22 protein-coding genes are annotated in these 25,161 nt (G+C 34.4%); 20 read left to right on the top strand and 2 right to left on the bottom strand.

The window, feature by feature from the left end; genetic code table 11:
- Window positions 1-2: 2 nt before the first annotated feature.
- Window positions 3-1,763, bottom strand: a complete 1,761-nt coding sequence (gene ilvB, locus FH779_RS16395; protein ID WP_180905463.1) for a biosynthetic-type acetolactate synthase large subunit — start codon at window positions 1,761-1,763, stop codon at window positions 3-5.
- Window positions 1,696-3,387, bottom strand: a complete 1,692-nt coding sequence (ilvD, locus tag FH779_RS16390; protein ID WP_180905462.1) for a dihydroxy-acid dehydratase — start codon at window positions 3,385-3,387, stop codon at window positions 1,696-1,698. The genes ilvB and ilvD overlap by 68 nt, the downstream gene beginning before the upstream one ends.
- A 482-nt stretch (window positions 3,388-3,869) precedes the next feature.
- Between ilvD and mfd the strand changes: the two genes are divergently transcribed.
- The 20 genes from mfd to FH779_RS16290 all read left to right on the top strand — a co-directional run bounded on the left by mfd (window position 3,870) and on the right by FH779_RS16290 (window position 25,154).
- Window positions 3,870-7,238 carry a transcription-repair coupling factor gene (gene mfd, locus FH779_RS16385; RefSeq protein ID WP_180905461.1) on the top strand — a complete coding sequence of 1,123 codons (3,369 nt, stop codon included), beginning with the start codon at window positions 3,870-3,872 and terminating at the stop codon, window positions 7,236-7,238.
- Window positions 7,239-7,465: 227 nt separating this feature from the next.
- Window positions 7,466-7,831: an NADH-quinone oxidoreductase subunit A gene (locus FH779_RS16380; RefSeq protein ID WP_038333379.1), complete on the top strand. Its 366-nt coding sequence runs from the start codon at window positions 7,466-7,468 to the stop codon at window positions 7,829-7,831.
- Between the two features lie 29 nt (window positions 7,832-7,860).
- Window positions 7,861-8,433 carry an NADH-quinone oxidoreductase subunit B gene (locus FH779_RS16375; protein WP_038333376.1) on the top strand — a complete coding sequence of 191 codons (573 nt, stop codon included), beginning with the start codon at window positions 7,861-7,863 and terminating at the stop codon, window positions 8,431-8,433.
- 9 nt (window positions 8,434-8,442) lie between these two features.
- The gene (locus FH779_RS16370; protein ID WP_180905460.1) at window positions 8,443-8,982 is read left to right on the top strand and encodes an NADH-quinone oxidoreductase subunit C; all 540 of its coding nucleotides are present in this window, start codon (window positions 8,443-8,445) and stop codon (window positions 8,980-8,982) included.
- Between the two features lie 2 nt (window positions 8,983-8,984).
- The gene (locus FH779_RS16365) at window positions 8,985-10,226 is read left to right on the top strand and encodes an NADH-quinone oxidoreductase subunit D (protein WP_038333370.1); all 1,242 of its coding nucleotides are present in this window, start codon (window positions 8,985-8,987) and stop codon (window positions 10,224-10,226) included.
- 15 nt (window positions 10,227-10,241) lie between these two features.
- Window positions 10,242-10,733, top strand: coding sequence for an NADH-quinone oxidoreductase subunit NuoE family protein (locus FH779_RS16360; RefSeq protein ID WP_038333366.1), 492 nt, complete (start codon window positions 10,242-10,244; stop codon window positions 10,731-10,733).
- Entirely contained in the window at window positions 10,733-12,091 is a 1,359-nt protein-coding gene (nuoF, locus tag FH779_RS16355; protein WP_180905459.1) for an NADH-quinone oxidoreductase subunit NuoF, read from the top strand. Before FH779_RS16360 ends, nuoF begins: the two co-directional genes overlap by 1 nt.
- A gap of 7 nt (window positions 12,092-12,098) precedes the next feature.
- Window positions 12,099-13,181, top strand: a complete 1,083-nt coding sequence (locus tag FH779_RS16350; RefSeq protein ID WP_038333449.1) for a 2Fe-2S iron-sulfur cluster-binding protein — start codon at window positions 12,099-12,101, stop codon at window positions 13,179-13,181.
- 24 nt (window positions 13,182-13,205) lie between these two features.
- Window positions 13,206-14,255, top strand: a complete 1,050-nt coding sequence (nuoH, locus tag FH779_RS16345) for an NADH-quinone oxidoreductase subunit NuoH (protein ID WP_038333358.1) — start codon at window positions 13,206-13,208, stop codon at window positions 14,253-14,255.
- Between the two features lie 22 nt (window positions 14,256-14,277).
- On the top strand, window positions 14,278-14,778 hold the full coding sequence (gene nuoI / locus FH779_RS16340; RefSeq protein ID WP_038333352.1) for an NADH-quinone oxidoreductase subunit NuoI: 501 nt from the start codon (window positions 14,278-14,280) through the stop codon (window positions 14,776-14,778).
- Window positions 14,778-15,296, top strand: a complete 519-nt coding sequence (locus FH779_RS16335) for an NADH-quinone oxidoreductase subunit J family protein (protein WP_180905458.1) — start codon at window positions 14,778-14,780, stop codon at window positions 15,294-15,296. Before nuoI ends, FH779_RS16335 begins: the two co-directional genes overlap by 1 nt.
- Window positions 15,297-15,312: 16 nt before the next feature.
- Window positions 15,313-15,639: an NADH-quinone oxidoreductase subunit NuoK gene (gene nuoK / locus FH779_RS16330; RefSeq protein ID WP_026357457.1), complete on the top strand. Its 327-nt coding sequence runs from the start codon at window positions 15,313-15,315 to the stop codon at window positions 15,637-15,639.
- A gap of 2 nt (window positions 15,640-15,641) precedes the next feature.
- On the top strand, window positions 15,642-17,534 hold the full coding sequence (nuoL, locus tag FH779_RS16325; protein ID WP_180905457.1) for an NADH-quinone oxidoreductase subunit L: 1,893 nt from the start codon (window positions 15,642-15,644) through the stop codon (window positions 17,532-17,534).
- A 7-nt stretch (window positions 17,535-17,541) separates the two neighbouring features.
- Window positions 17,542-18,960 carry a complex I subunit 4 family protein gene (locus FH779_RS16320; RefSeq protein WP_038333343.1) on the top strand — a complete coding sequence of 473 codons (1,419 nt, stop codon included), beginning with the start codon at window positions 17,542-17,544 and terminating at the stop codon, window positions 18,958-18,960.
- A gap of 20 nt (window positions 18,961-18,980) precedes the next feature.
- Window positions 18,981-20,369 (top strand): NADH-quinone oxidoreductase subunit N, encoded by a 1,389-nt coding sequence (locus FH779_RS16315; protein ID WP_180905456.1) that lies wholly within the window; start codon window positions 18,981-18,983, stop codon window positions 20,367-20,369.
- A 113-nt stretch (window positions 20,370-20,482) separates the two neighbouring features.
- A complete protein-coding gene (locus tag FH779_RS16310) occupies window positions 20,483-21,082 on the top strand; it encodes a hypothetical protein (protein ID WP_180905455.1) in 600 nt (199 codons plus the stop codon).
- A gap of 79 nt (window positions 21,083-21,161) precedes the next feature.
- The gene (locus FH779_RS16305) at window positions 21,162-23,015 is read left to right on the top strand and encodes a M1 family metallopeptidase (protein WP_180905454.1); all 1,854 of its coding nucleotides are present in this window, start codon (window positions 21,162-21,164) and stop codon (window positions 23,013-23,015) included.
- Window positions 23,015-23,788, top strand: coding sequence for a type III pantothenate kinase (locus tag FH779_RS16300; protein ID WP_180905453.1), 774 nt, complete (start codon window positions 23,015-23,017; stop codon window positions 23,786-23,788). The genes FH779_RS16305 and FH779_RS16300 overlap by 1 nt, the downstream gene beginning before the upstream one ends.
- Before the next feature lie 144 nt (window positions 23,789-23,932).
- Window positions 23,933-24,508 (top strand): RNA polymerase sigma factor, encoded by a 576-nt coding sequence (locus FH779_RS16295; RefSeq protein WP_180905452.1) that lies wholly within the window; start codon window positions 23,933-23,935, stop codon window positions 24,506-24,508.
- Entirely contained in the window at window positions 24,492-25,154 is a 663-nt protein-coding gene (locus tag FH779_RS16290; protein WP_115002304.1) for a hypothetical protein, read from the top strand. Before FH779_RS16295 ends, FH779_RS16290 begins: the two co-directional genes overlap by 17 nt.
- Window positions 25,155-25,161 lie beyond the last annotated feature (7 nt).

The following is a 25,161-nucleotide window of genomic DNA, read 5'->3' as shown; positions in this document are numbered from 1 at the left end:
ATTTATTTTAATCTAATTTCAGAAACACTTGTACCTTGTTCTACCATAGGAAATACATTATTTTCTTTTCCTACCATAACTTCTAAAAGATATGAACCATCATGTTCTAACATTTCTTTTAATGCATTTTTCAAGTCATTTCTCGCCTCTATTTTTTGACCTTCTATTTGATACGCTTTTGCAAGCGCAACAAAATCTGGACTTGTAATATCTACGAAAGAATAGCGTTTGTCGTTGAATAATTCTTGCCATTGACGAACCATTCCAAGGAAGCTATTGTTTAGAATTAACATTTTTACTTTAGCTCCGAATTGCATAATCGTTCCCATTTCTTGTAACGTCATCTGGAAACCACCATCTCCACAAACCATGACAATGTCTTTTTCAGGTGCTCCGTACCATGCTCCAATTGCAGCAGGTAAACCAAATCCCATCGTTCCTAATCCACCAGATGTAACCAAAAGCTTAGAATCTTTGAATTTCGCATAACGACAAGCTGCCATTTGATGTTGCCCAACGTCTGTCACAATTACTGCTTCTCCGTTTGTTAACTCATTTAATGTATTAATAACCTCAGCCATAGACATCACATCAGTTGTTGGGTGGAATTCTTTATCAATAACTTCTGTACGTTCTTCTTTTTCGAGATCTCTAAATTCTTTTAACCATTGAGAGTGATCATTAGGATCAATTAAATTTGTTAATAACGGAAGTGTTTTTTTACAATCTCCCCAAACTGGCACTGCAACTTTTACATTTTTACCAATTTCTGCAGGATCAATATCAAGATGAATGACTTTCGCTTGTTTTGCATATTTGTCTAAACGTCCGGTTACGCGGTCATCAAACCTCATCCCAATAGCAATTAATATATCGCAATCATTTGTTTTGACATTCGGAGAATAATTTCCATGCATTCCTAATAAACCAACATATTGTGGATGATCTGTATCCAAAGAACTTAATCCCATTAAAGTTGTAGCCACTGGAATTCCAGATTTTTCTAAGAAATCTTTTAATTCTTGCTCTGCTTTTCCAAGCAGAATTCCTTGACCAATAATCGCAAATGGTTTTTTTGCTTGATTAATAAGTTCAGCAGCAGCTTTTACATATTCAGTTCTTATTTCTGGTTCTGGTCTATAACTGCGAACATGAGTGCATTTCTCATATTTTTTCTTTTCGATAAGCTGTATTTGAGCATTTTTTGTAATGTCAATCAATACAGGTCCTGGTCGTCCAGAACGCGCGATATGAAAAGCTTTTGCTAAAACATCATTGATTTCTTCCGCATCAGTAATTTGATAATTCCATTTCGTGATGGGATTAGTAATGTTGATAACATCAGTTTCTTGAAAAGCATCCGTTCCTAAAAGAGAAGCGAAAACTTGTCCTGTGATACATACGATAGGATTACTATCAATCATGGCATCAGCAATTCCGGTTACTAAATTCGTTGCGCCTGGCCCACTCGTAGCAAAAGCTACACCTACTTTTCCTGAAGTTCTTGCATAACCTTGCGCAGCATGAATACCACCTTGTTCATGACGAACTAAAATGTGTTCTAATTTATCTTTGTAATCATACAAAGCATCATAAATAGGCATAATTGCGCCACCAGGGTATCCGAAAACTGTTGTCACTCCTTCGGATAATAAAGCATTAATAATTGCTTGTGAACCTGAAATTTGAGTTGGTTTATTGGTCAGTAAGACATCCTTCTGAAGCGTTTCCGACTTGCTTTGCGTATTTGTATAAGACTCCATTTTTTACTTTTAATGCGGGTTGTTTCCAGTTATTTTTTCGATTTTCTAATGTTTTTTCATCAACCAAAAGATTCAATTCATTCTTGTTGATGTCAATTTCGATGAGGTCATCATTTTCGACTAATGCGATTGGACCTCCTTCAAAAGCTTCTGGTGTGATGTGACCGACGACAAATCCGTGTGTTCCGCCACTAAATCGTCCATCAGTAATTAAAGCGACTTTATCTCCCAATCCAGCGCCGATAATGGCAGAGGTTGGTTTCAACATTTCTGGCATTCCAGGACCTCCTTTTGGTCCTTCGTTTCGGATGACGATAACACTTCCAGCTTTGATTTGTAAATCTTCAATTGCTTTCAGAACTTCAACTTCGCTATTAAAAACTTGTGCTTTTCCTTTGAAATAGAAACCTTCTTTTCCAGATATTTTTGACACTGATCCGCCTGGAGCAAGGTTTCCGTAAAGCATTTGTAAGTGTCCAGTTTCTTTTATGGGATTAGATAATGGACGAATAATATTTTGCTTAGAGAAATCTAAATCAGGAACTGATGCTAAATTTTCTGCTAATGTTTTTCCAGTAACCGTTAAACAGCTTCCATCGATTAATCCTTCTTGTAACATATATTTTAAAACAGCAGGAACTCCTCCAACTTTACTCAAATGTTCCATCAAGTATTTTCCACTAGGTTTTAAGTCTGCTATTACTGGTGTTTTATCGTTTATTGCTTGTATATCGTCTAATGATAATTCGATGTTCATTGTAGCCGCAATTGCTAATAAGTGCAAAACAGCATTTGTACTTCCGCCTAAAAAAACAATCGTTTTGATGGCATTTTCTAAAGAATTCTTCGTGATGATATCACTTGGTTTAATATCTTTTTCTAATAAAATTCTTAGGTAATGCGCCGAAGTAGTACATTCGTTTTTCTTTTCTTGACTAAGAGCAGGATAAGATGAAGAATAAGGTAAACTCATTCCCATAGCTTCAATCGCCGCTGCCATCGTGTTTGCTGTGTACATTCCGCCGCAAGCGCCCGGACCAGGACATGCATTTTGAATGATTCCACAAAAATCTTTGTCATCAAGATTTCCGTTTAATTTTTTACCTAATGCTTCAAATGCAGAGACAATGTTTAATTCCTCTTCTTTGTAATGTCCAGGAGCAATTGTTCCACCATAAATCATGATTGAAGGACGATTCAAACGTCCCATTGCCATAATCGATCCAGGCATGTTTTTATCACAACCTGGTATTGTGATTACGCCATCGTAAAAGTGGCCTGCACAAACAGTTTCGATCGAATCTGCGATGATTTCTCTACTTACCAAAGAGTAGCGCATTCCAGAAGTTCCGTTGGTAATTCCATCGCTAATTCCGATAGTATTGAACTTCAATCCGATTAGGTTTTCGGCTTTCATTCCGTCTTGTACCAACTGCGCAAATTGATTCAGGTGCATATTGCAAGTATTTCCATCGTATCCCATACTTGCAATTCCGATTAGTGGTTTTTTTAGGTCTTCGTTAGTTAGGCCAATCCCATGTAACATCGCTTGTGACGCGGGTAAAGTGTCATCTTGCGTTACGGTTCGGCTGTGTTTGTTTAGTGCTTCGTTGTTGTTTTTCATCACTGTTTATTTGACATTTGTTTGTATTAAAAACATAAAAAAAGCCACCTTGAATAAAGGTGGCTCATAAAAAATCGTTCAAAAAATTCGTCATAAAACCACCTTTCCTAATCGTAAGACCAAGACTAAAATAATAATGATAATAATGACGAAATTGTTTTGCATAATATTGTTTAATTAATTTTTCTCCATAAAAAAAGCCACCTCGTTAAGAAGTGGCTTTAATTGTTATTTTGTACGTACACAACTAATTACCACTCCTTGGAATAAGAATGACTAAAATAATCAAGTTGATAATGTTGTGAACTAATTTCATTTTCTTTTTTTGATAAATCAAAGCTAGGATTAATTTTTTTAACTTAGCTCAACTTTTTTTATAAATTTTCCGAAAAATTTTCATTAATTAAAAATTCGCATTTTAACATTGCTTTTTTTGAAGATTGTTTAAAAATAAGTTTATAAAATTTTATATTTGCAAAACTTTGGAACAGAAAACTATTCACAACGTTTTTAGCTTATACGATTCTTCAGATTTCGTACAGAAGCTTATTGTCAATTTTAAAAATAATCCACAGCATAAAGTCAATATCAAAGGTTTTTTAGGTTCAGGATTGAGTATTTTAACGGGTCATTTATATGATCGTGTTGCGCGACCAACGATTCTAATTTTTGATGACAAAGAAGAAGCGGCTTATGTGTTGAATGATTTGGAAACTTTGTTTGATAAAGAACAAATTCTATTTTTCCCGTCATCTTACAAGCGTCCTTACGAAATTGAGGAAGTAAATAATGCGAATGTTGTCATCAGAACAGAGGTTTTAAATGTGTTATCGCATTCGAAACGACCAAAAATTGTGGTGACGTACGCAGAAGCCTTGTCTGAAAAAGTGGTAACAAAAAAAGCGCTTTCTACGAATACGCTTAAAGTAAAGGTTGGGAATGATTTGGGGATTGATTTCTTAACGGAAGTTTTATCCTCTTATAATTTTCATCGTGTTGATTTTGTTTCTGAGCCGGGAGAATTCTCGATTCGTGGAGGAATTATAGATGTTTTTTCGTTTTCGAATGAACACCCTTATCGAATTTCGTTGTTTGGAGATGAAGTTGAAACCATCAGAACGTTTGATATCGAGAATCAATTGTCTATTGCAACGACCAAAGAAATTACGATTATTCCGAATCTTGAAAGTAAATCGATTAATGAAAAGCGAGAGAGTTTTTTAGAATATATTTCGAAGGATAGTTTAATTATCGCCAAAAATATTTCTGTTTTAGCAAAACAAATTACCAAGAATTTTGAACAAGCTGAAAATGCTTTTGCTGAATTAAAAGGAGAAATTAAACAAGCAGAACCGAATCAATTATTTTTGAATAAAAATGCTTTTCTTCAACAAATTTCATCTTTTGGAGTGATTGAATGTTCGATGAAATCTTATTTTGAAACAGTTGAAGAAATAGAATCACCATTCAAACCTCAACCAAGTTTTAACAAACAATTCGAATTACTAATTGATGATTTGAATGAACACAAAAACGAAGGTTTCAAAAATGCACTGATTTGCTCCAATGAAAATCAAATCAAACGTTTTGAAGAAATTTTTGATGATATTGGAAAAGAAGTTTCTTACATTCCAGTTTTGGGTTCTATTTATCAAGGTTTCATTGATGAAGAAATCAAATTAACATGTTATACCGATCATCAGATTTTTGGACGTTATCATAAATTCAATCTTCGAAATTCATTTTCCAAAAAAGAAGCGATTACGCTAAAGGAAATCAATTCGTTGCAAGTTGGAGATTTTGTGACGCATATCGATTACGGAATTGGAAAATTTGCTGGTTTGGTAAGATTGAATAATAATGGCGTAACGCAAGAATCAATCAAATTGATTTATCAAAATAATGATATTCTGTACGTTAATATTCATTCGTTGCATAAAATTGCGAAGTTTAGAGGAAAAGATGGCGCTGAGCCAAAAATCTCGAAACTTGGTTCACCAGCTTGGAAAAATTTAAAGAATAAAACCAAAGCTAAAGTAAAAGAAATTGCCTTCGATTTGATTAAATTATATGCGAAACGTCGTGCTAGAAAAGGCTTCGCGTATTCTCCTGATACATATTTACAAAATGAGTTGGAAGCTTCTTTTATTTATGAAGATACGCCCGATCAGTACAAAGCGACGCAAGATGTGAAAGCTGATATGGAATCTGAACGCCCTATGGATCGCCTGGTTTGTGGTGATGTAGGTTTCGGGAAAACGGAAGTCGCGATTCGTGCGGCGATGAAAGCTGCAGTAGATGGAAAGCAAGTTGCTGTTTTGGTTCCAACAACGATTTTGGCTTTTCAACATTTCAAAACATTTTCAGAGCGTTTACGAGATTTGCCTGTGAAAGTAGCTTATCTCAATCGATTTGTAACAGGAGCAAAGAAAAAGGCCGTTTTAGATGGTTTAAAATCTGGTCAAGTTGATATTGTGATTGGGACGCATCAATTGGTTAATCCAAAAATTGAGTACAAAGATTTGGGATTATTAATTGTGGATGAAGAGCATAAATTTGGTGTTGGTGTAAAAGATAAATTGAAAACACTTCGCGAAAATATTGATACATTAACCTTGACAGCGACGCCAATTCCGCGTACACTTCAATTTTCGTTGATGGCTGCTCGAGATTTGTCGGTTATCAAAACTCCTCCACCAAATAGACAACCTGTCGATACACAATTGGTTGGTTTCAATGAAGAGATTTTCCGTGATGCGATTATGTACGAAATGCAACGTGGTGGACAAGTTTATATCATTCACAATCGTGTGCAATCGTTGAAAGATATTGCAGGAATGGTGCAACGATTAGTTCCTGATGCGCGTGTGGCGATTGGTCATGGACAGATGGATGGGAAAGAATTAGAGGCTGTTTTGCTCGATTTTATTGATGGTCGATATGATGTTTTTGTGTCAACAACAATTATCGAATCTGGTTTGGATGTTCCGAATGCGAATACGATTTTAATTAATGATGCGCAGAATTTTGGTTTGGCGGATTTGCATCAAATGCGTGGGCGTGTTGGTCGTAGTAACCGCAAAGCGTTCTGTTATTTGGTTGCGCCGCCACTTTCGGTTTTAACGGACGAAGCGCGTAAACGTTTGCAAGCAATTGAGCAGTTTTCTGATTTAGGATCAGGATTTAATATTGCCATGAAAGATTTAGAAATTCGTGGAGCGGGAAATCTTTTAGGTGCGGAGCAAACAGGATTTATGATGGATATCGGTTTCGAAACGTATCAAAAAATCTTGAATGAAGCGATTGAAGAATTGAAAGAAACAGATTTCAAAGATTTGTTCGAAGATCAAAAATCGGGAGAAGTAAAATCCTATGTTTCGGATGTACAGATTGATTCGGATTTACAAATTATGTTCCCAGATGAATACATTGAAAGTTCGGAAGAACGTTTGTTGTTATACAAAGAATTAGCTGATATCGAAACTGAAACAGATTTACAAACGTTTAAAAATAATTTGATTGACCGCTTCGGAAAATTACCAATTGAAGCCGAAAATTTATTGGAATCAATTCAATTGAAATGGATCAGTAAAAAATTAGGTTTCGAACGCTTGGTGATGAAAAATGGAATTTTGTTGGCTTATTTTATTAATAAACCACAAAGCGAATTTTATCAGTCAGAAGAATTTAGATTAATTTTAAATTACGTTCAAAATAACCCTAAAAACATCAGTTTTAAGGAAAAATCACCCAAAAAAGGAGAAGAGTATCCAACATTGTTAGTACGATTTGAACATATTAAAACTGTGCATGAAGCACTGCAAAATCTACAAAATTTATTAATTCATTAACTTTTTTAAGTTTTAATTAGTAATCTAATAAAATACATAGGGAGAATTGACCAAGTTGTTAGTTCTCCTTTTTTTATTCAATCATCAAACTTCCGATATAGATAAATAATATATAATTTATCATATAAAGAACTATAACTAGCTGAAAACTAATTTACATAAATAATATGATATTTTATTATTATTTTTATCGATAAAATATTAGTTGGAAAAATAGTAAAGTAGTTATGGAAACAGCATCAAGTTATATTCCTATTCTCATCCTTTTTGTGGTTGCTTTTGCGTTTGTAGCGGGTACTATCGTTGCGACACATTTGCTTGGGCCGTCCAGAAAAACAGACGAAAAATTAGAGAATTTCGAGTCTGGGATTGAGAAAGTAGGAAATGCAAGACAGCCATTTGCAATTAAATACTTCCTAGTAGCCATTTTATTCGTGTTATTCGACGTAGAGGTGATCTTCTTTTATCCGTATGCAGCGAATTTTAAAGAATTAGGTTGGGAAGGTTTTGCAGCAGTTGTAACATTCGTTGGATTATTCTTTGTGATGTACTTGTATGTACGCAAAAAAGGAGCTCTTAATTGGGAAAAATAGAGCGATTAAAATTCTAAAATAATAGTATAATGATTCATAATAAAAGACCAGTAACACACAATACCAATGTGAAGATTGTAGAGTCTCCAGGTGGTTTTGAAGGTGAAGGTTTTATGGCGATGCAACTATCAAAAGTGGTTGGATTAGCGCGTAAAAACTCTATTTGGCCTTTACCATTTGCGACAAGTTGTTGTGGAATCGAGTTTATGGCGACTATGGGTTCGACATACGATTTGGCACGTTTTGGATCTGAACGTTTGGCTTTTACGCCTCGTCAGTGCGATTTGTTGATGGTAATGGGTACAATTTCTAAAAAAATGGCGCCAGTTCTGAAGCAAGTTTACATTCAAATGGCAGAACCTCGTTGGGTAATTGCTGTTGGAGCTTGTGCAAGTTCGGGAGGAATTTTTGATACATATTCGGTTTTACAAGGAATTGATGAAGTAATTCCAGTCGACGTTTATGTGCCAGGTTGTCCGCCTCGTCCAGAAGCAATTATTGATGGTGTAATGCGTATTCAGGAGTTAGTAGAGAGCGAAAGTGTTCGTCGTAGAAGTAGCGAAGAATATCAACAACTTTTAGCAAGTTATGGAATTAAATAAGTTGAAATAATGGACAATTCATTTATAAAAGACCGTTTGGTTCAGAAGTTTCAAGAAAATATATACGGATACGAAGAGCATTTCGGTGTATTGACTTTATACGCTAACAAAGATTTCAATCTAAAGATTTTACAATATTTATATGATGATGAGCAATTGTCTTTCAAATTTTTGAAGGATTTAACAGCCATTCATTATCCTAATAATGTTGGAGAAGAATTGGTTGTAACCTATTTAGTTTATAATCTATACGAAGGAGTTGAAGTTCGATTAAAATTTGTTTTGCCAATCGAGAAACCTTCGATTTTTACAGCAACTAAATTATTCGAAACAGCTAACTGGTTAGAGCGCGAAGCGTATGATTTCTATGGAGTTGATTTTGTAGGACATCCAAATTTAATTCGTGTCATGAATGTCCCAGAAATGGATTATCATCCATTACGCAAAGAGTTTCCATTAGAGGATCAAACGCGTAAAGACAAAGACGACGATATGTTTGGTCGTGGTGGTGATTTCAATTATGGAGGTTTTAATGTAAAAGCAAATTAACCATGGGAAAAGAGAAAACTAAAAAATTAAAGCATCTTGATCTTCCAGATGGTTCGTTAGAAAAAAGCACAATTACCTTAAACTTAGGGCCTACGCATCCTGCAACACATGGGGTATTTCAAAATATTTTAGAGATTGATGGTGAAATCATCAAATCTGCGGTTCCTACAGTTGGGTATATTCACCGCGCTTTTGAGAAAATTGCTGAACGCAAACCTTTGTACCAAATTACACCTTTGACAGACCGTTTGAATTATTGTTCGGCTCCGTTAAATAACTTAGGTTGGCACATGACAGTTGAGAAATTCGTTGGAATTGAAGTTCCAAAACGTGTTTCTTATTTGCGTGTTATCATTATGGAATTGGCTCGTATGGCAGATCATATCGTATGTAATTCGATTATGGGTGTTGATACAGGAGCATTTACAGGATTCCTTTATATGATGAAATATCGTGAGTTGATTTATGAGATTTACGAAGAAATTTGTGGTTCTCGTTTAACAACAAATATTGGTCGTATCGGAGGTTTCGAACGTGATTTTTCTGAAGTTGCATGGACAAAAATCCATCGTTTCGTGAGAGAGTTTCCAGATGTCTTAACAGAGTTTGAAAACTTATTTTTACGTAACCGTATTTTTATGGATCGTACACAAGGAGTTGGAGGAATTTCGGCTGAGCGTGCATTAAATTATGGTTTCACAGGACCAAATTTACGTGCGGCTGGTGTAGATTATGATGTTCGTGTAGCGAAACCATATTCTCGTTACGAAGAATTCGAATTCGATATTCCAGTTGGTACAACGGGGGATTGTTACGATAGATTCTTAGTTCGTGGTCAAGAAATGTGGCAAAGTTTAAGCATCATCAAACAAGCAATTGCAAAGATTGATGCATTAGAAGGAGAAGAAGCTACGCAATATCATGCCGATGCTCCAGACTTCTATTTACCACTAAAGAAAGATGTTTACACAAAAATGGAAGCGTTAATCTATCACTTCAAAATTATTATGGGAGAGGTAGATATGCCAAAAGGAGAAATTTATAATTCAATAGAAGCTGCAAATGGCGAGTTGGGTTATTATTTTGTTTCTGATGGTGGACGTTCGCCATACCGTTTACATTTCCGTAGACCTTGTTTCATTTATTATCAAGCTTATCCAGAATTGATCGAAGGATCAATGATTTCAGATGCCATTATTACAATGAGTAGTTTGAATTTGATCGCTGGAGAATTAGATGCTTAATAAAAATTATTAAAAATGGCAATTCAATTTTCAGAAGAGACACAACAAAAAGTAGATAAAATCATTGCACGTTATCCAGAGGATAAAAAACAAAGTGCATTGATTCCTTTGCTTCATGTGGCACAAGCTGAGTTTGGTGGTTGGTTAGACACACCTCATTTAGATTATGTTGCAGAAGTATTGAATATTTTACCAGTAGAAGTTTACGAAGTAGCTTCATTTTATTCGATGTTTAACTTAAATCCTGTAGGGAAATTTGTGTTAGAAGTTTGTCAAACAGGACCTTGTATGTTAAGAGGTTCGGACAAAATTATCGAGCACATCAAAACAAAATTAAATATCGAAGCTGGTGGAACTTCGGCAGATGGTTTATTTACATTAAAACCAGCCGAATGTTTAGGAGCATGTGGTTACGCGCCAATGTTACAGTTAGGAAAAACGTATCGTGAGAATTTAACGATCGAGAAAGTAGACGAATTAATCGAGGAATTGAAAAAATTAGCATAATGGGACAAAAATTACTGTTAAAAAATATTGATGTTCCAGGTATTCGTCATTACCAAGCTTACCGCGAAAATGGTGGTTATGCAAATGCTGAGAAAGCATTTAAAATGACAACGGATGAAATCTTAGAAGAAGTAAAAACTTCTGGTTTAAGAGGTCGTGGTGGAGCAGGTTTCCCAACTGGAATGAAATGGAGCTTTTTGGCAAAGCCAGAAGGTGTTCCAAGACACTTAGTGGTAAACGCAGACGAATCAGAACCAGGAACGTTCAAAGACCGTTTCTTGATGGAATATATTCCTCATTTATTAATTGAAGGAGTTTTGATTTCATCATTCTGTTTAGGATCTAATACATCATTTATTTATATCCGTGGAGAATATGCGTGGGTTGCAGAAATTTTAGAAGAAGCAATCGACGAAGCAAAAACTGCAGGTTGGTTAGGTAAAAACATCCAAGGAACTGGATTCGATTGCGAAATTTATGTTCAACGTGGAGGTGGAGCTTATATCTGTGGTGAGGAAACGGCATTGTTAGAATCTTTAGAAGGTAAACGTGGAAATCCACGTCTAAAACCACCTTTCCCAGCTGTTAAAGGTTTATGGGGAAGACCAACAGTTGTAAATAATGTAGAAACTATTGCTGCAATTGTTCCAATTATTGAGATTGGAGGAGAAGCATATTCTAAAATTGGAGTTGGGCGTTCTACAGGAACAAAATTAATTTCAGCTTGTGGTAATATTAATAAACCAGGCGTTTATGAAATTGATATGACCATTACGGTTGAAGAATTTATTTATTCAGATGAATATTGTGGAGGAATTCCAAATGGAAAACGTCTTAAAGCATGTATTCCTGGAGGAAGCTCTGTGCCAATTGTTCCAGCAAACTTATTGTTAAAAACTGCTGAAGGTAAACCTCGTTATATGAATTACGAAAGTTTATCAGAAGGAGGTTTCCAAACAGGAACAATGATGGGGTCTGGAGGATTTATCGTGTTAGACGAAGATCAAGACGTTGTTTATCATACCTATACATTAGCTCGTTTCTATCGTCACGAATCGTGTGGACAATGTTCACCATGTCGCGAAGGAACTGGTTGGATGGAGAAAATCTTGAAAAGAATCGATGAAGGAAAAGGAAAAATGTCTGATATCGAATTGTTATGGGATGTACAACGTAAAATCGAAGGAAATACAATTTGTCCATTAGGAGATGCAGCGGCTTGGCCAGTTGCAGCGGCAATTCGTCACTTCCGTGATGAGTTCGAATGGCATATTAATAATCCAGAAGAATGTTTGACGCGTAATTTTGGTTTAGCACATTATGCTGATCCAATCGAAATTAAAGAAACCGCAAATTAATACGAAGATGGCAGAAGAAACACCATTATTTAAAGTTACCATCGATAACGAAACGATTGAAGTACCTGCGGGAACAACGATCCTTCAAGCCGCTCGTATGATTGGTAAAGAAGTAGCACCTCCAGCGATGTGTTACTACGGTAAATTAGAAAATACAGGAGGAAACTGTAGAACGTGTTTGGTAGAAGTATCAAAAGGTAGTGAAGCAGATCCTCGTCCAATGCCAAAATTGGTTCCGTCTTGTCGTACAACAGTTATGGACGGAATGGTTGTAGGCAATAAAACATCTGAGCGTACAGTTGAGGCACGTAAAGGGATTGTTGAATTATTATTAATCAATCACCCTTTAGATTGTCCAGTATGTGATCAGGCAGGAGAATGTAAATTACAAGATTTAAGTTACGAGCACGGAGCAGAAGCAACGCGTTACGAATTTGATCGTCGTACATTCCCAAAAGAAGATTTAGGTCCAAATATTCAGTTGAACATGAACCGATGCATTTTATGTTATCGTTGTGTAAAAACTGCGGATCAAATCACAGGTTGTCGTGAGCATGGTGTAATGAATCGTGGAGATCACGCTGAAATTTCAACTCATATCAACAAAAGTTTAGATAATGAATTCATCGGAAATATTATTGATGTTTGTCCAGTTGGAGCTTTAACAGATAAAACGTTCCGTTTCAAAAACCGTGTTTGGTTCTTGAAACCAGTTGATGCTCATCGCGATTGTCCTACTTGTTCAGGTAAAGCACAAGTGTGGTTCCGTGGAAATGAAGTTTTCCGTGTAACAGCTCGCAAAGATGAATTTAACGAAGTAAAAGATTGGATTTGTAACACATGTCGTTTCGATAAAAAAGATATCAACGATTGGACGTTAGAAAAACCATCAGAAATTTCTAAAGATTCTGTTGTTCGTCAAGGTCATTACTTTGAGAATAAAGTGGAGCCAAAAGAAACACTTCCGAAAGTGATCAAACGCGATCCAAAAATTTTATTAGATATTCACTCGGTTTCTGAAGTAAATGAACCAAATCGTGATTTATCAAAAATTGATGGACCAGCAACAAGTAAAGATTTTAAAGATTAATCATTCGTAAATAAAATTAACAAAATGACAGAAGAATTTATTGCTGATGCATTAGAAAAGTTAGCTTTAGTAGGCGTAATGATTGGTTTTGCATTAGTTGTTGCCATGTATTCTACTTGGGCTGAGCGTAAAGTTGCAGCATTCTTACAAGATCGTATCGGACCAAACCGTGCAGGTATTTTTGGTTTATTACAACCGCTTGCCGATGGTTTAAAATTATTCTCGAAAGAGGAAATTACACCAAAAGATTCGAATAAATTTTTATTCATCTTAGGTCCATCTTTGGCAATGATTGTAGCTTGTATGACAGGTGCAGTTATTCCATGGTCGACAGCTTTCGAGATTGGAGATCGTGTAGTTGTTCCTCAAATTGCAGATGTTAACATCGGATTTTTATACATTTTAGGTGTATTAAGTTTAGGTGTTTATGGAATTATGATTGGTGCTTGGGCATCGAACAACAAATACTCTTTAATGGGAGGTTTGCGTGCAGCTTCGCAGATTATTTCGTACGAATTACCGATGGGAATAGTGTTAATCACAATTTTGATGATGACAGGTTCTTTAAAATTGAGTGATATTGTACATTATCAACAAGAGCATGCGTGGTTTATCTTATTACAACCATTAGGATTTATTATTTTCTTGGTTTGTTCGTTCGCAGAAACTAACCGTACTCCGTTCGATTTACCAGAAGCAGAAAATGAGTTAATTGGAGGTTATCACTCAGAATATTCTTCGATGAAGATGGGATTCTTCTTATTCGCAGAATACATCAACATGTTTATCAGTTCTGTAGTAATTTCTACCTTATATTTTGGTGGATACGATATCCCATTTGTAGACGATGCAACATTAGTAAACTCTATCGGAGTGAATGGAACGGCAATTCTTAATTTCCTTTCATTATTCGGTAAAGCTTGTTTCTTCATCTTCTTCTATATGTGGGTGCGTTGGACGATTCCTCGTTTCAGATATGACCAATTAATGGATTTAGGTTGGAAAAAATTATTGCCTTTAGCATTAATCAATATGTTAATTACAGGCTTAGTGATTTTATTATTAAACAAGTAGAATCATCAAAATCATTAAAAGTATGAAACCAATTACAAATAGAGTAAAACAAGTAGAACGTAAACCCCTTACTTTTTGGGAAAGTATCTATTTGATTTCTATCGCAAAAGGGTTGATGATTACATTGAAGCATTTCTTTTCGAAGAAAGCAACAATTAGTTATCCAGAAAAACAAAGACCGTTTAGTCCTGTATTTAGAGGATTACACGTTTTGAATAGAGACGAAGAAGATCGTGAAAATTGTACGGCTTGTGGACTTTGTGCTTTGGCTTGTCCAGCAGAAGCAATTACAATGGAAGCAGCAGAAAGACTTCCTGGTGAAGAAAATCTTTACCGCGAAGAAAAATATGCAGCGAAATATGAAATTAACATGTTACGTTGTATTTTCTGTGGATTCTGTGAAGAAGCTTGTCCAAAAGATGCTGTTTATTTATCGCAAACAGTTCCACCAGCAAGTTTCAAACGTCAAAACTTTATCTATTCGAAAGAAGATTTATTAATCCCGAAAAAAGCTACAAATTAATGGAATTACCTATCATTTTATTCTATGTTTTGTCGAGCTTAACGGTGTTAAGTGCGCTACTAATGGTGTTCAGTAAGAATCCTGTACATTCCATTTTATATTTAATCGTAACATTCTTCTGCATCAGCGGACATTATGTATTGCTAAACGCACAGTTTTTGGCAATTGTAAACGTCATTGTCTATGCCGGAGCAATTATGGTATTGTTCTTATTCGTGGTGATGTTGATGAACTTGAATAGTGAAAAGAAATCATTTGGTCGACCAGCAAAAATATTAGCAGCGAGTTTAATCTCTTTATTATTTATTGCCTTGACAATTAGTATTTTCTCACAAAATCAAGCTTCTGCAAACACAGCTGTAGAAATGGGAACAGGTGATTTAGGATTGATTCACAATTTAGGATCATTGTTGTATTCAGAATATGTTTTACCATTCGAGTTGAGCAGTATTTTGTTTATTTCTGCAATGATTGGAGCGGTGATGTTATCGAAAAAGGACGAAGAATTATTGGATTAAATATAAAAAGTAAAAGATGTTACCAATCAGTTATTATATTACTTTATCATTAATCCTATTCGGAATAGGAATGGCTGGCGTAATGATTCGTCGTAACGCAATTGTCATTTTTATGTGTATAGAATTGATGTTAAATTCTGTGAATTTGTTGTTAGTAGCGTTCTCAAAAATGCACTATCACGCAAATCCAGCATTAGAAAAAGGAACAGATGCACAACTTTTAGTATTCTTTATTATGGTTGTGGCTGCGGCTGAGGTTGCTGTAGGATTATCAGTGATAATTTTATTGTTCCGCAAAGTATACTCGGTAGATATTAATGTGTTAAATCGTTTAAAAGGTTAAGAATGGAGCAGTATATATGGTTAATTCCTTTGATTCCATTCATCGGATTTTTAATTAACGGTTTAGGACGAAATGTACTTTCTAAAAGCTTAGTGACTTTCATTGGAAGTGGAGCAGTTTTGGCAAGTTTCATTTTATCAATCATGGTTTTTATGTCAGTTCCATCAGGAGCAGATGCACAACCATTAATTTTTAAGGCATTTGATATTATCAATATTCCAACTTTACAAGTTCCGTTTGCATTTCAAATTGATGCATTAACGAGTTTGTTCTTGTTAATTATTACAGGAGTTGGATTTTTAATTCACGTGTATAGCTCGGCTTACATGAGCGAAGACAAAGGATTTGCAAAATTCTTTTCTTACCTAAATTTATTCATCTTCTTCATGTTGATTCTTGTTATGGGAAACAATTTTGTAATGATGTTTATTGGATGGGAAGGAGTAGGATTATGTTCATTCTTGTTAATTGGTTTTTGGTTTACAAATCCAGAATATATCAAAGCAGCGAAGAAAGCCTTCATCATGAACCGTATCGGAGATGTTGGATTTTTATTGGCGATGTTTTGGATTTTCAAAGAATTTGGAACGTTAGAATATGTAAAAGTATTCAGCCAATTAGCAATTGATTCATCTGCATTTACAGGTTTTGTATTAACAGGAATCACATTATTGTTATTCTTAGCAGCAACGGGTAAATCGGCTCAATTACCATTGTTCACTTGGTTACCAGATGCGATGGCAGGACCAACGCCAGTTTCAGCACTTATTCACGCTGCAACAATGGTAACGGCAGGTATTTTTATGATTACACGTTGCAACGAATTATTTTCGGCAGCACCGATCACATTACAAGTTATTCAGTACGTAGGAATTGCAACAGCTTTTGTTACTGCAACTATTGCAATGCGCCAAAACGATATCAAAAAAGTATTGGCTTATTCTACAGTTTCTCAATTAGGATTAATGTTCGCAGCAATTGGTTCTGGAGCGTATATCGCAGCAGTTTTCCACGTAATGACGCACGCATTTTTCAAAGCATTATTATTCTTAGGAGCAGGTTCTGTGATTCACGGAATGCACCACGAGCAAGATATGCGCAAAATGGGGGGATTGAAGAAATACATGAAAATTACACATATCACTTTCTTGATTGGATGTTTGGCAATCGCTGGTATTCCAGGATTATCAGGTTTCTTCTCGAAAGACGAAATGTTATTAGGAATGTTTGTTTCTAATCCAGTTGTTTACGGAATCGGATTTATCGTTTCTGTGATGACAGCATTCTACATGTTCCGTTTATACGCGATGACTTTCTTAGGAGATTTAAGAGATAAAGATGCTCATCCGCACGAAAGTCCAGCAGCAATGACAATTCCATTAATCATCTTAGCAGTTCTTTCTGTTTTTGCAGGTTATGTAGGAATTCCAGCGTTGTTTATGCAAGACGGACACAAACTTCAAACTTTCTTAAGTGGAGTTGTATCAATCGGAGAAGCTCATCATGTTTCTCATGCAACAGAATGGATGATGATGGGAGCTTTATTACTTTGTGTGCTTGGCGCAATTTATTATGCCATCAAGAAATACACAAATCATGTAGATGGTGAAGCAACTGGAATTGCAAAATTCTTTGAGGATAAATGGTACATCGACGAATTATACGACAATGCAATTGTAAAACCATTGTTCGAGTTAGGTGATGTCTTGAAAAAATATGTAGAAAAAGCAGGAATTGCAGCTTTTGTTTTAGGAGTTGGAACTGTTTCTGGTCGCGCATCAAAAAATGTACGTCAGCTACAAAACGGAAATGTAGGATTCTATATTATGCTAATGGTTGTTGGAATCGTGGCAGGTATCGCAATCTTTTTTATGGGGTATTTAATTTCAAAATAGGTTAGTAATGCTTTTATCTTTATTTATCATTTTACCATTAATAGTAGGAGTTTTTATGCTATTAATGCAAGGTCAAAAACCACAAAGATGGTTAGGAGCATTCGTTGGTGGAGCGTTGTTGGCGTTGTACTTGTTTATCACTTGCAAAGGAGGAAACAACGAGTTAACGTTTCAAACACAATGGTTCAATTTCAACAGCGTTAAAACTTATTTCGCGTTAAATGCTCAAGGTTTGGGAGGATTAATGATTTTATTAACTAACCTTACTTACTTAGCTCTTTTTGTTTATTTATCAACAACAAAACAAAAATATAGCAATACATTCTATGGGTTATTGCTAATCACTTTAGCAGGATTAAACGGAGTTTTCTTAGCAGAAGATTTAATTTTATTCTATTTCTTCTGGGAAGTTGTTTTAATTCCAGTTTATTTCTTAATCGGATTATTCGGAATTGGAAAAGACAAAATTCGCGCAAATATGACATTCTTCTTATACACGATTTTAGGATCGATGTTTATGTTAGGAGGAATTATTTACATCGGATTTTTCTTACAACCAGCATCATTTTTATTAACAGATGTTGTACAAGTTACAGGACCGCATTATTCAACAAATACAGCGTTGGCATTGTTATTCTTAATCGCTTTTGTGATTAAAATTCCAATCTTTCCATTTCACACATGGCAACCAACCATCTACAAAACATCTCCAACTCCATTAACAGTTGTACTTTCAGCTTTGATGGCGAAAATGGGATTATTTGCAGTGGTTACTTGGTATTTGGGAATGTTCCCAACAATTTCAGAATTGTTCAAATACATTACGTATATCGCAATTTTCGGATTAGTTTACGCTTCGTTAATCGCATTGAGTGCAAAAAATGTAAAGAAGATTATTGCATATAGCTCGATTGCTCACTTGGCTTTAATCTTCGTTTCAATATTTTCAGAATTAGCAAATGGTGTAACAGGAGCTTATTTTCAAATGTTTTCACATGGTTTAGTTGTTTTAGGATTATGGTTATGTGTTGATATTATGGAAAGAAAATATGATTTGACAGATATCAAATCGATTGGTGGTTTAGCGAAAGTTGATCCAACATTATCTATCTTATTCATGATATTCGGTTTAGCAAACGTAGCATTACCATTGACAAGTTCATTCATCGGAGAGTTTATGATGCTTTCAGCATTGTTTACACACAATCCAGTTTTATGTGTTGTGGCTTGTTTAGGTGTTATTTTATCTGCCGTTTATACGTTGAGATTATCAAGCGCATTATTGTTTGGAGAAGTAAAAAACATCAAACAAAAAGATGCTCAAAAAGGAGGTTTTGGACCAATTGCAGTTTTATCAGTAATCGCAATCATAGTGATTATTTTAGGAGTTTATCCAACACCAATTTTTAATTTATTAGCACATTAATCATTTTTGAATAAATAGATATGAATACGATTATTTTATCAGCACTTTCAGGTATTATTTTGATGTTTAGTGGATTCTACATCAAAAATAATCGTGCCTTAAATATACTTTCTGTTGTTCTGTTTTTCGGAATGATTGTAGGAGGAATTTTCGATTTGAAAGGTTGCTCAATGTTCGCAGGAAAATTCGATAATATGATTGGACAGTCGCTTTACGGCGTTTCGTTCTTTATCGCATTGGCGGGATTGGCAATTTTTTACTTATTGTTGAACAAAGATTCGTTTGGAAAAGTAGGAAAACATGTGGCAGAATATTATGCCTTAATTTTCTTCTCTTTTACAGGAATCGCCGTTTTAGCACAATTCCACAACTTAGTAATTATGTTCTTAGGAATCGAATTAATGTCAATTCCAATGTACATTATTGCAGGAACAAACAAAGAAAGTCTTAGAAGTACAGAAGCTTCTGTAAAATATTTCTTGATGGGAGCTTTCTCAACAGGGATTTTGATGTTGGGTGTAACATTTTTGTATGGCGCAACAGGAACTTTTATGGTTGATCAATTGGTGAACTATAACAAAGATTTCGAAACAATTTATTACGCAGGATGGTGTTTAATCATCTTTGCATTTTGTTTCAAAGTTTCTGCAGCTCCTTTCCATGCATGGACACCAGACGTTTACGACGGAACACCAACTGTGTTTACATCGTTTATGTCGACAATCATCAAAGGAGGATCATTTTTAGGATTTATTTTAGTCTTAAAATCATTCCCAACAAATGTAGAATATGCCGAATATTACCGTTTATTATTTGCGTCAATCATCATTTTGACGTTATTTATCGGAAACTTCGGAGCAATTTCTCAAAAATCTGTCAAACGTTTGATGGCTTATTCATCAATCGCGCAAGCAGGTTTCATGTTATTTGTTTTGTTTAACATCAATTCATCATCTAAAGAGGCTTTGATGTTCTATACGATTGCTTATTCGGTTGCGAATTTCATTATTTTCTATACGATTGATCAATTCAAAAATCCAAAATTTGAAAGTTTCATTGGTTTAGGAAAAGCAAATCCAGTTCTGGCTGCAGCGATGACAATTTCTTTGATTTCGTTAGCAGGTATTCCATTAACAGGAGGTTTCTTCGCTAAATTTATGGCATTAAGTATTGGAGGAACAAACGATAAAAACCTATTTTTGATTGTAATTGCATTGGTTATGGCAGTTTTGAGTATGTATTATTACTTCAAAATCATCAACTATATGTATTTCAAAAAAGGAAAAAACAAATTAAAAACACAAGACGGATTAACGAATTTCCTTTTAATCATTGGAATGGTTATCTTAATTGTGATGGGAATTTTTCCAGGAATATTATCTTCATTTTTGCAAACGCCAATGTGGTAATTGTAGAATGATTATTATATAGTTTTTTATTATTTATTATTTAAAAGCTCGTGTCAAGTACTTGACACGAGCTTTTTTAGTATATTAACATTCTAAAATGTTCAACTAATTTTATGAAGATAACTTTATCGATTATAGTATTTTGTTTGCATTCAATATTATTCTCTCAACAAATTGAAGAATTAAATCGAATATTGAAAATTGATTCATTGAAATTGCATGAAAATGAAATTAGAATTTATAAAAAATACGCTACATCGACAGGTTTAGAAATGTTTCGTCTTTATAATGTTAAAGATGATTATTGGAAAGCAGAACTGTATCAAACAAAAGCAGGAACAATTGATAATGTAACTAAAATTAGAATTGTTAAAGAGAAATTAAACTCTTTGAGTAATCTTGAATTAATTTGGTTTAAAATTTTAGATACAGATATTTTATACTTGCCAGATTTTGATAAAATAAGCTATAAGCTAAAAAATAAATCAAATCAATATTCTATAGAAGAAGGAAGTATCGTAAACACGAAAAAGAAAACATCGATTCTTGATGGAGTAAGTTATTACATTTTGATTAATAGTAACAATAAAAAAAATACGATTCATTATTATAATCCAGAGAACTATCTCGAATATTATCCAAATGTTGATGAATTAATATCGATAAAAGAATTATTAGATTTGATAAGATTAGAGTTTGGTTGTTTAAAGTAATCAAAAGCTTGAAACAAAACTGACTTGTTTCAAGCTTTTTCGTATTTTTGAGAGATTAAAGTTTAATGATTAGTTAGAAATGAGAAAATTTACTTTACTAATTTGCCTTTGTTTGGTACAATTTGCTTTTGCGCAACGCAAAGGATATTGGCAACAAAAGGTAGATTATAAGATTGATGTTGATATGAAAGAAAAAGCATATCAATACGATGGAAAAATGCAATTGAAATACACGAACAATTCAGGACAAAGCCTGAATAAAGTTTATTTTCATTTGTATTTTAATGCTTTTCAACCAGGAAGTATGATGGATAATCGTTTGCAAAACATTCCAGATCCTGATAAACGAATGGCAACGAATGTCGGAACAAAAGAAAATCCAAAATATGTTAGCCGTATTTCTGAATTAAAACCAGATCAAATCGGTTATCAAAAAGTGACTTCTCTTAAGCAAGACGGTAAAGCCGTTTCGTATAAAGTTGATGGAACAATCTTAGAAGTTACTTTAGCAAAACCAATTGCAGAAGGACAAACTTCTACTTTCGATATGATTTGGAATGCGCAAGTTCCTGAACAAATTCGTCGTTCTGGACGTAATTCGAAAGATGGTGTAGAATTTTCTATGGCGCAATGGTATCCAAAAATGGCAGAATTCGATCCTGAAGGTTGGCATTTAGATGAATATGTTGGTCGCGAATTTTTTGCTCCTTTTGGTAATTTTGATGTTACAATCAACATCGATAAAGATTATGTTGTGGGAGCTTCGGGAGAATTACAAAATCCAAACAATGTAAAAGGTTATGTGAAAAATCCTACAATCAAAGCAAAAAATGGTAAAGTAGCTTGGAATTTCAAAGCTGAAAATATTCACGATTTTGTTTGGGCTGCAGATAAAGAATTTATTGTGGAGCACGAAAAATCTAAACATGGCGTAGATGTTTATTTAGTTTACCAAGATAATGATAAATCTTCTGCGTGGAGACAAGCGATGCCTTATGCATTAGGTTTCTTCGATTATAATTCTGAACATTTTGGTGAATATCCTTGGAAAACATATTCAATTATTCAAGGTGGTGACGGTGGTATGGAATATGGTACTGCAACTTTAATTGCTGGAGGAAGTAATTTAAATAGCTTAATCGGAACTATTTTCCACGAAGCAGCTCACTCTTGGTACCAACAATTATTTGGTATCAATGAAACATACAACGAGTGGTTCGACGAAGGTTTTACATCGTATGTAGAGCAAATGGCGCACCTTAATGTTGTAGATAAATTAAAAGTAATGCCTTCAAATCCAAATCCAGATGCCTACAAAGGATATATTAATTTAGCACTTTCTGGTAAAGAAGAACCTGCAAGTTTATTAGCAGACTATTATAATACAAATTATGCATACTCTTTAGAAGCGTATTACAAAGGTCAAGTTTTAGCAATTCAATTGGGATATATTATTGGAAATGATAATTTAAACAAAACATTCCTAGAATTCTATAAACAATGGAAATTCAAACATCCATCAGGGAATGATTTCAAACGTGTAGCAGAAGAAGTTTCTGGAATTAATCTTAAATGGTATTTCAACTTATTTATCAATACAACACGCAAAATTGATTACGCTGTAGAAGCTGTAAACGGAAATACAATTACAATCGCTAATAAATCTGATTTTGCAATGCCGATTGATTTATTGGTTGAATATACAGATGGTTCGAAAGAATTATTTTACATTCCTTTACGTGAAATGCGTGGAGAAAAACCAGCAGAAAATTTAGTGGAATATCAAGGTGCAAAAAGAACAATTTTAGAAGATTGGTTCTGGACAAAACCTACATATGACGTTAAAGTTTCAAAAGAAGTTAAACAAGTTACCATCGATCCAACAAAACGTTTGGCAGATGTAAATGATAAAAATAATGTATTTACAAAATAATGTTATTAGCAGTAAATATTGGAAATACTAATCTTCGTTTCGCGGTTTTCAAAAGTGAAACGGAGATTATTACATGGACAATCAATTCAAAACCTTATCGTACCGAATACGAATTTTTTGCAAAATTCTCGAACATGTACGAGCCTTTCGGAATTGAGAAAGACGATATTACAGATATTGTGATTGGTTCGGTTGTGCCACCACTTACAGCAAGCGTTAAGATTGCTTTACAAAAGATTCACAAGTTCAAACCAATGGTTGTGGATCGTAATACGCCATCTGCAATCAAGCATAAGTCAAACCAAATGGGAACAGATTTATATGCGAATGCGGTAGCTGCACATTATCAAAATTATCAAGGTAAAAAAATTATCATTGATTTTGGAACTGCGCTAACTTTTTTAGGGATTGACGAATCGGCAAATGTCGGTGGAGTAGTGATTGCTCCCGGAATTATTACTGCCTTAAATTCGTTGGTAGGAGAAACAGCTCAATTACCAACAGTAGAACTGAAAGCACCTAAAACTGTTTTGGGATCTGATACAGAATCTTGTATGCAATCAGGAATGGTTTATGGTTTTTTGAGTATGGTCGAAGGAATGATCGATCGTATCAATGCCGAAGAAGGAGAACAATGTTATGTGATTTCGACAGGTGGAGTTGGCGGCGTTTACAAATCGTTGACAGATAAAATTGATATTGATGATCGTTTACACACGATAAAAGGTCTTAAAATATTATACGAATTGAATAAAGATTCGTTTCAGAAATAATTTATTTTAGATAAATATGATTAAAAAGCTCGCTAATTGCGAGCTTTTTTCGTTCTATATCAAATCATTTCAAAAAAAATGTTTAATTTTCTGTAACCTTTTTACAAACCTTGAGTCTATTAAGTAAGAAAGCAATTAACACACGTGAAATTATTTGTACTAAATCGAAAAAGTAAAGAAGAAATTTTAGTCGAACGACTAAAAAAGAACGATGCTTTGGCGCAAAAAGAACTCTACGAACAAAGCTCCAAAAAGATGCTGAGCGTTTGTAGAAGCTACATCGAAGACATGCATTATGCAGAAGATTGTATGATTAATGGTTTTTGTAAAGTCTTTAATCATATCGAGAAATTTCAAAATAAAGGAAGTTTCGAAGGTTGGATGCGTCGAATTATGGTCAACGAATGTTTAACTTTTTTACGTGCAAATAAAACATTGATTTATGTTGATGATGTAAGAGTTTCTAATTATGATGAAGCGGATGAAGAAGTAGAGGAAACGTGGTTAAATTTTAATGTGCAAGACATGTTAGATCAACTTTCAGAACCTTATCGATTGGTGTTTAATCTTCATATTCTCGAAGATTATTCGCATCAAGAAATTTCAGAAATGCTGAATATTTCGGTTTCGACCAGCAAAACGCAATTGTTTCGAGCAAAGGCAAAACTGAAAGAAATTGTTCTAAGTAAAAAGAAAATGACAAATGAAAAACAACGATAAAATATCAAACTATATAAAAGACGATTTAGAAAATCGTGAATTGAATCCTTCTCATGATGCGTGGGACAGAATTCAAGCTCGTATGGATGTCGCTCCATCACCACAAAAATCAAATTTTAAATGGTGGTTGTCTGCTGCGGTTGTGGCGTTATTTACGGTTTCTACATCAATTTATTTATTCTCGAATCAATCGAAAGATGATCAACCAAAAGAATTTGTAAATCATCAGGAACAAAATAATCCGCAACAAATTCAATCAGACTCTAATACAGTTCATTCTTCAGAATCGATTTTAGCGAATAATGAAAAGATTGATTCTTCTAAAAAAGAAGTTGAAATTCAGACACAAGAAGAGAAGAAACCAATTCAACATGGTAAAGTTCAAGTGGCAATAAACGAAGAATCTCAACAAGTTGAAATGGCTTTTCCAACGAAGAAAGAAGCTATTGTAGAGAAGAAAGAAGATTTAAAATCAGAAGCTCAACCAAAGAAAAATATTGCAGCTAACACAACATTAGATTCTGTAAAAGTGAACAAAAAGAATAAGAATTTTGTAGATCCAAATATGTTGTTGTATTCGATCGAAAATAAAGAAAATCTAAAGGAGTCAAACCAATCGCGCGTGGTTTCTATCGGCTTCAAATAAAACATTA

Source organism: Empedobacter falsenii (genome assembly GCF_013488205.1).
Taxonomy (GTDB): Bacteria; Bacteroidota; Bacteroidia; order Flavobacteriales; family Weeksellaceae; genus Empedobacter; species Empedobacter falsenii_C.
This window is presented reverse-complemented; position numbering and strand designations above follow the sequence as displayed.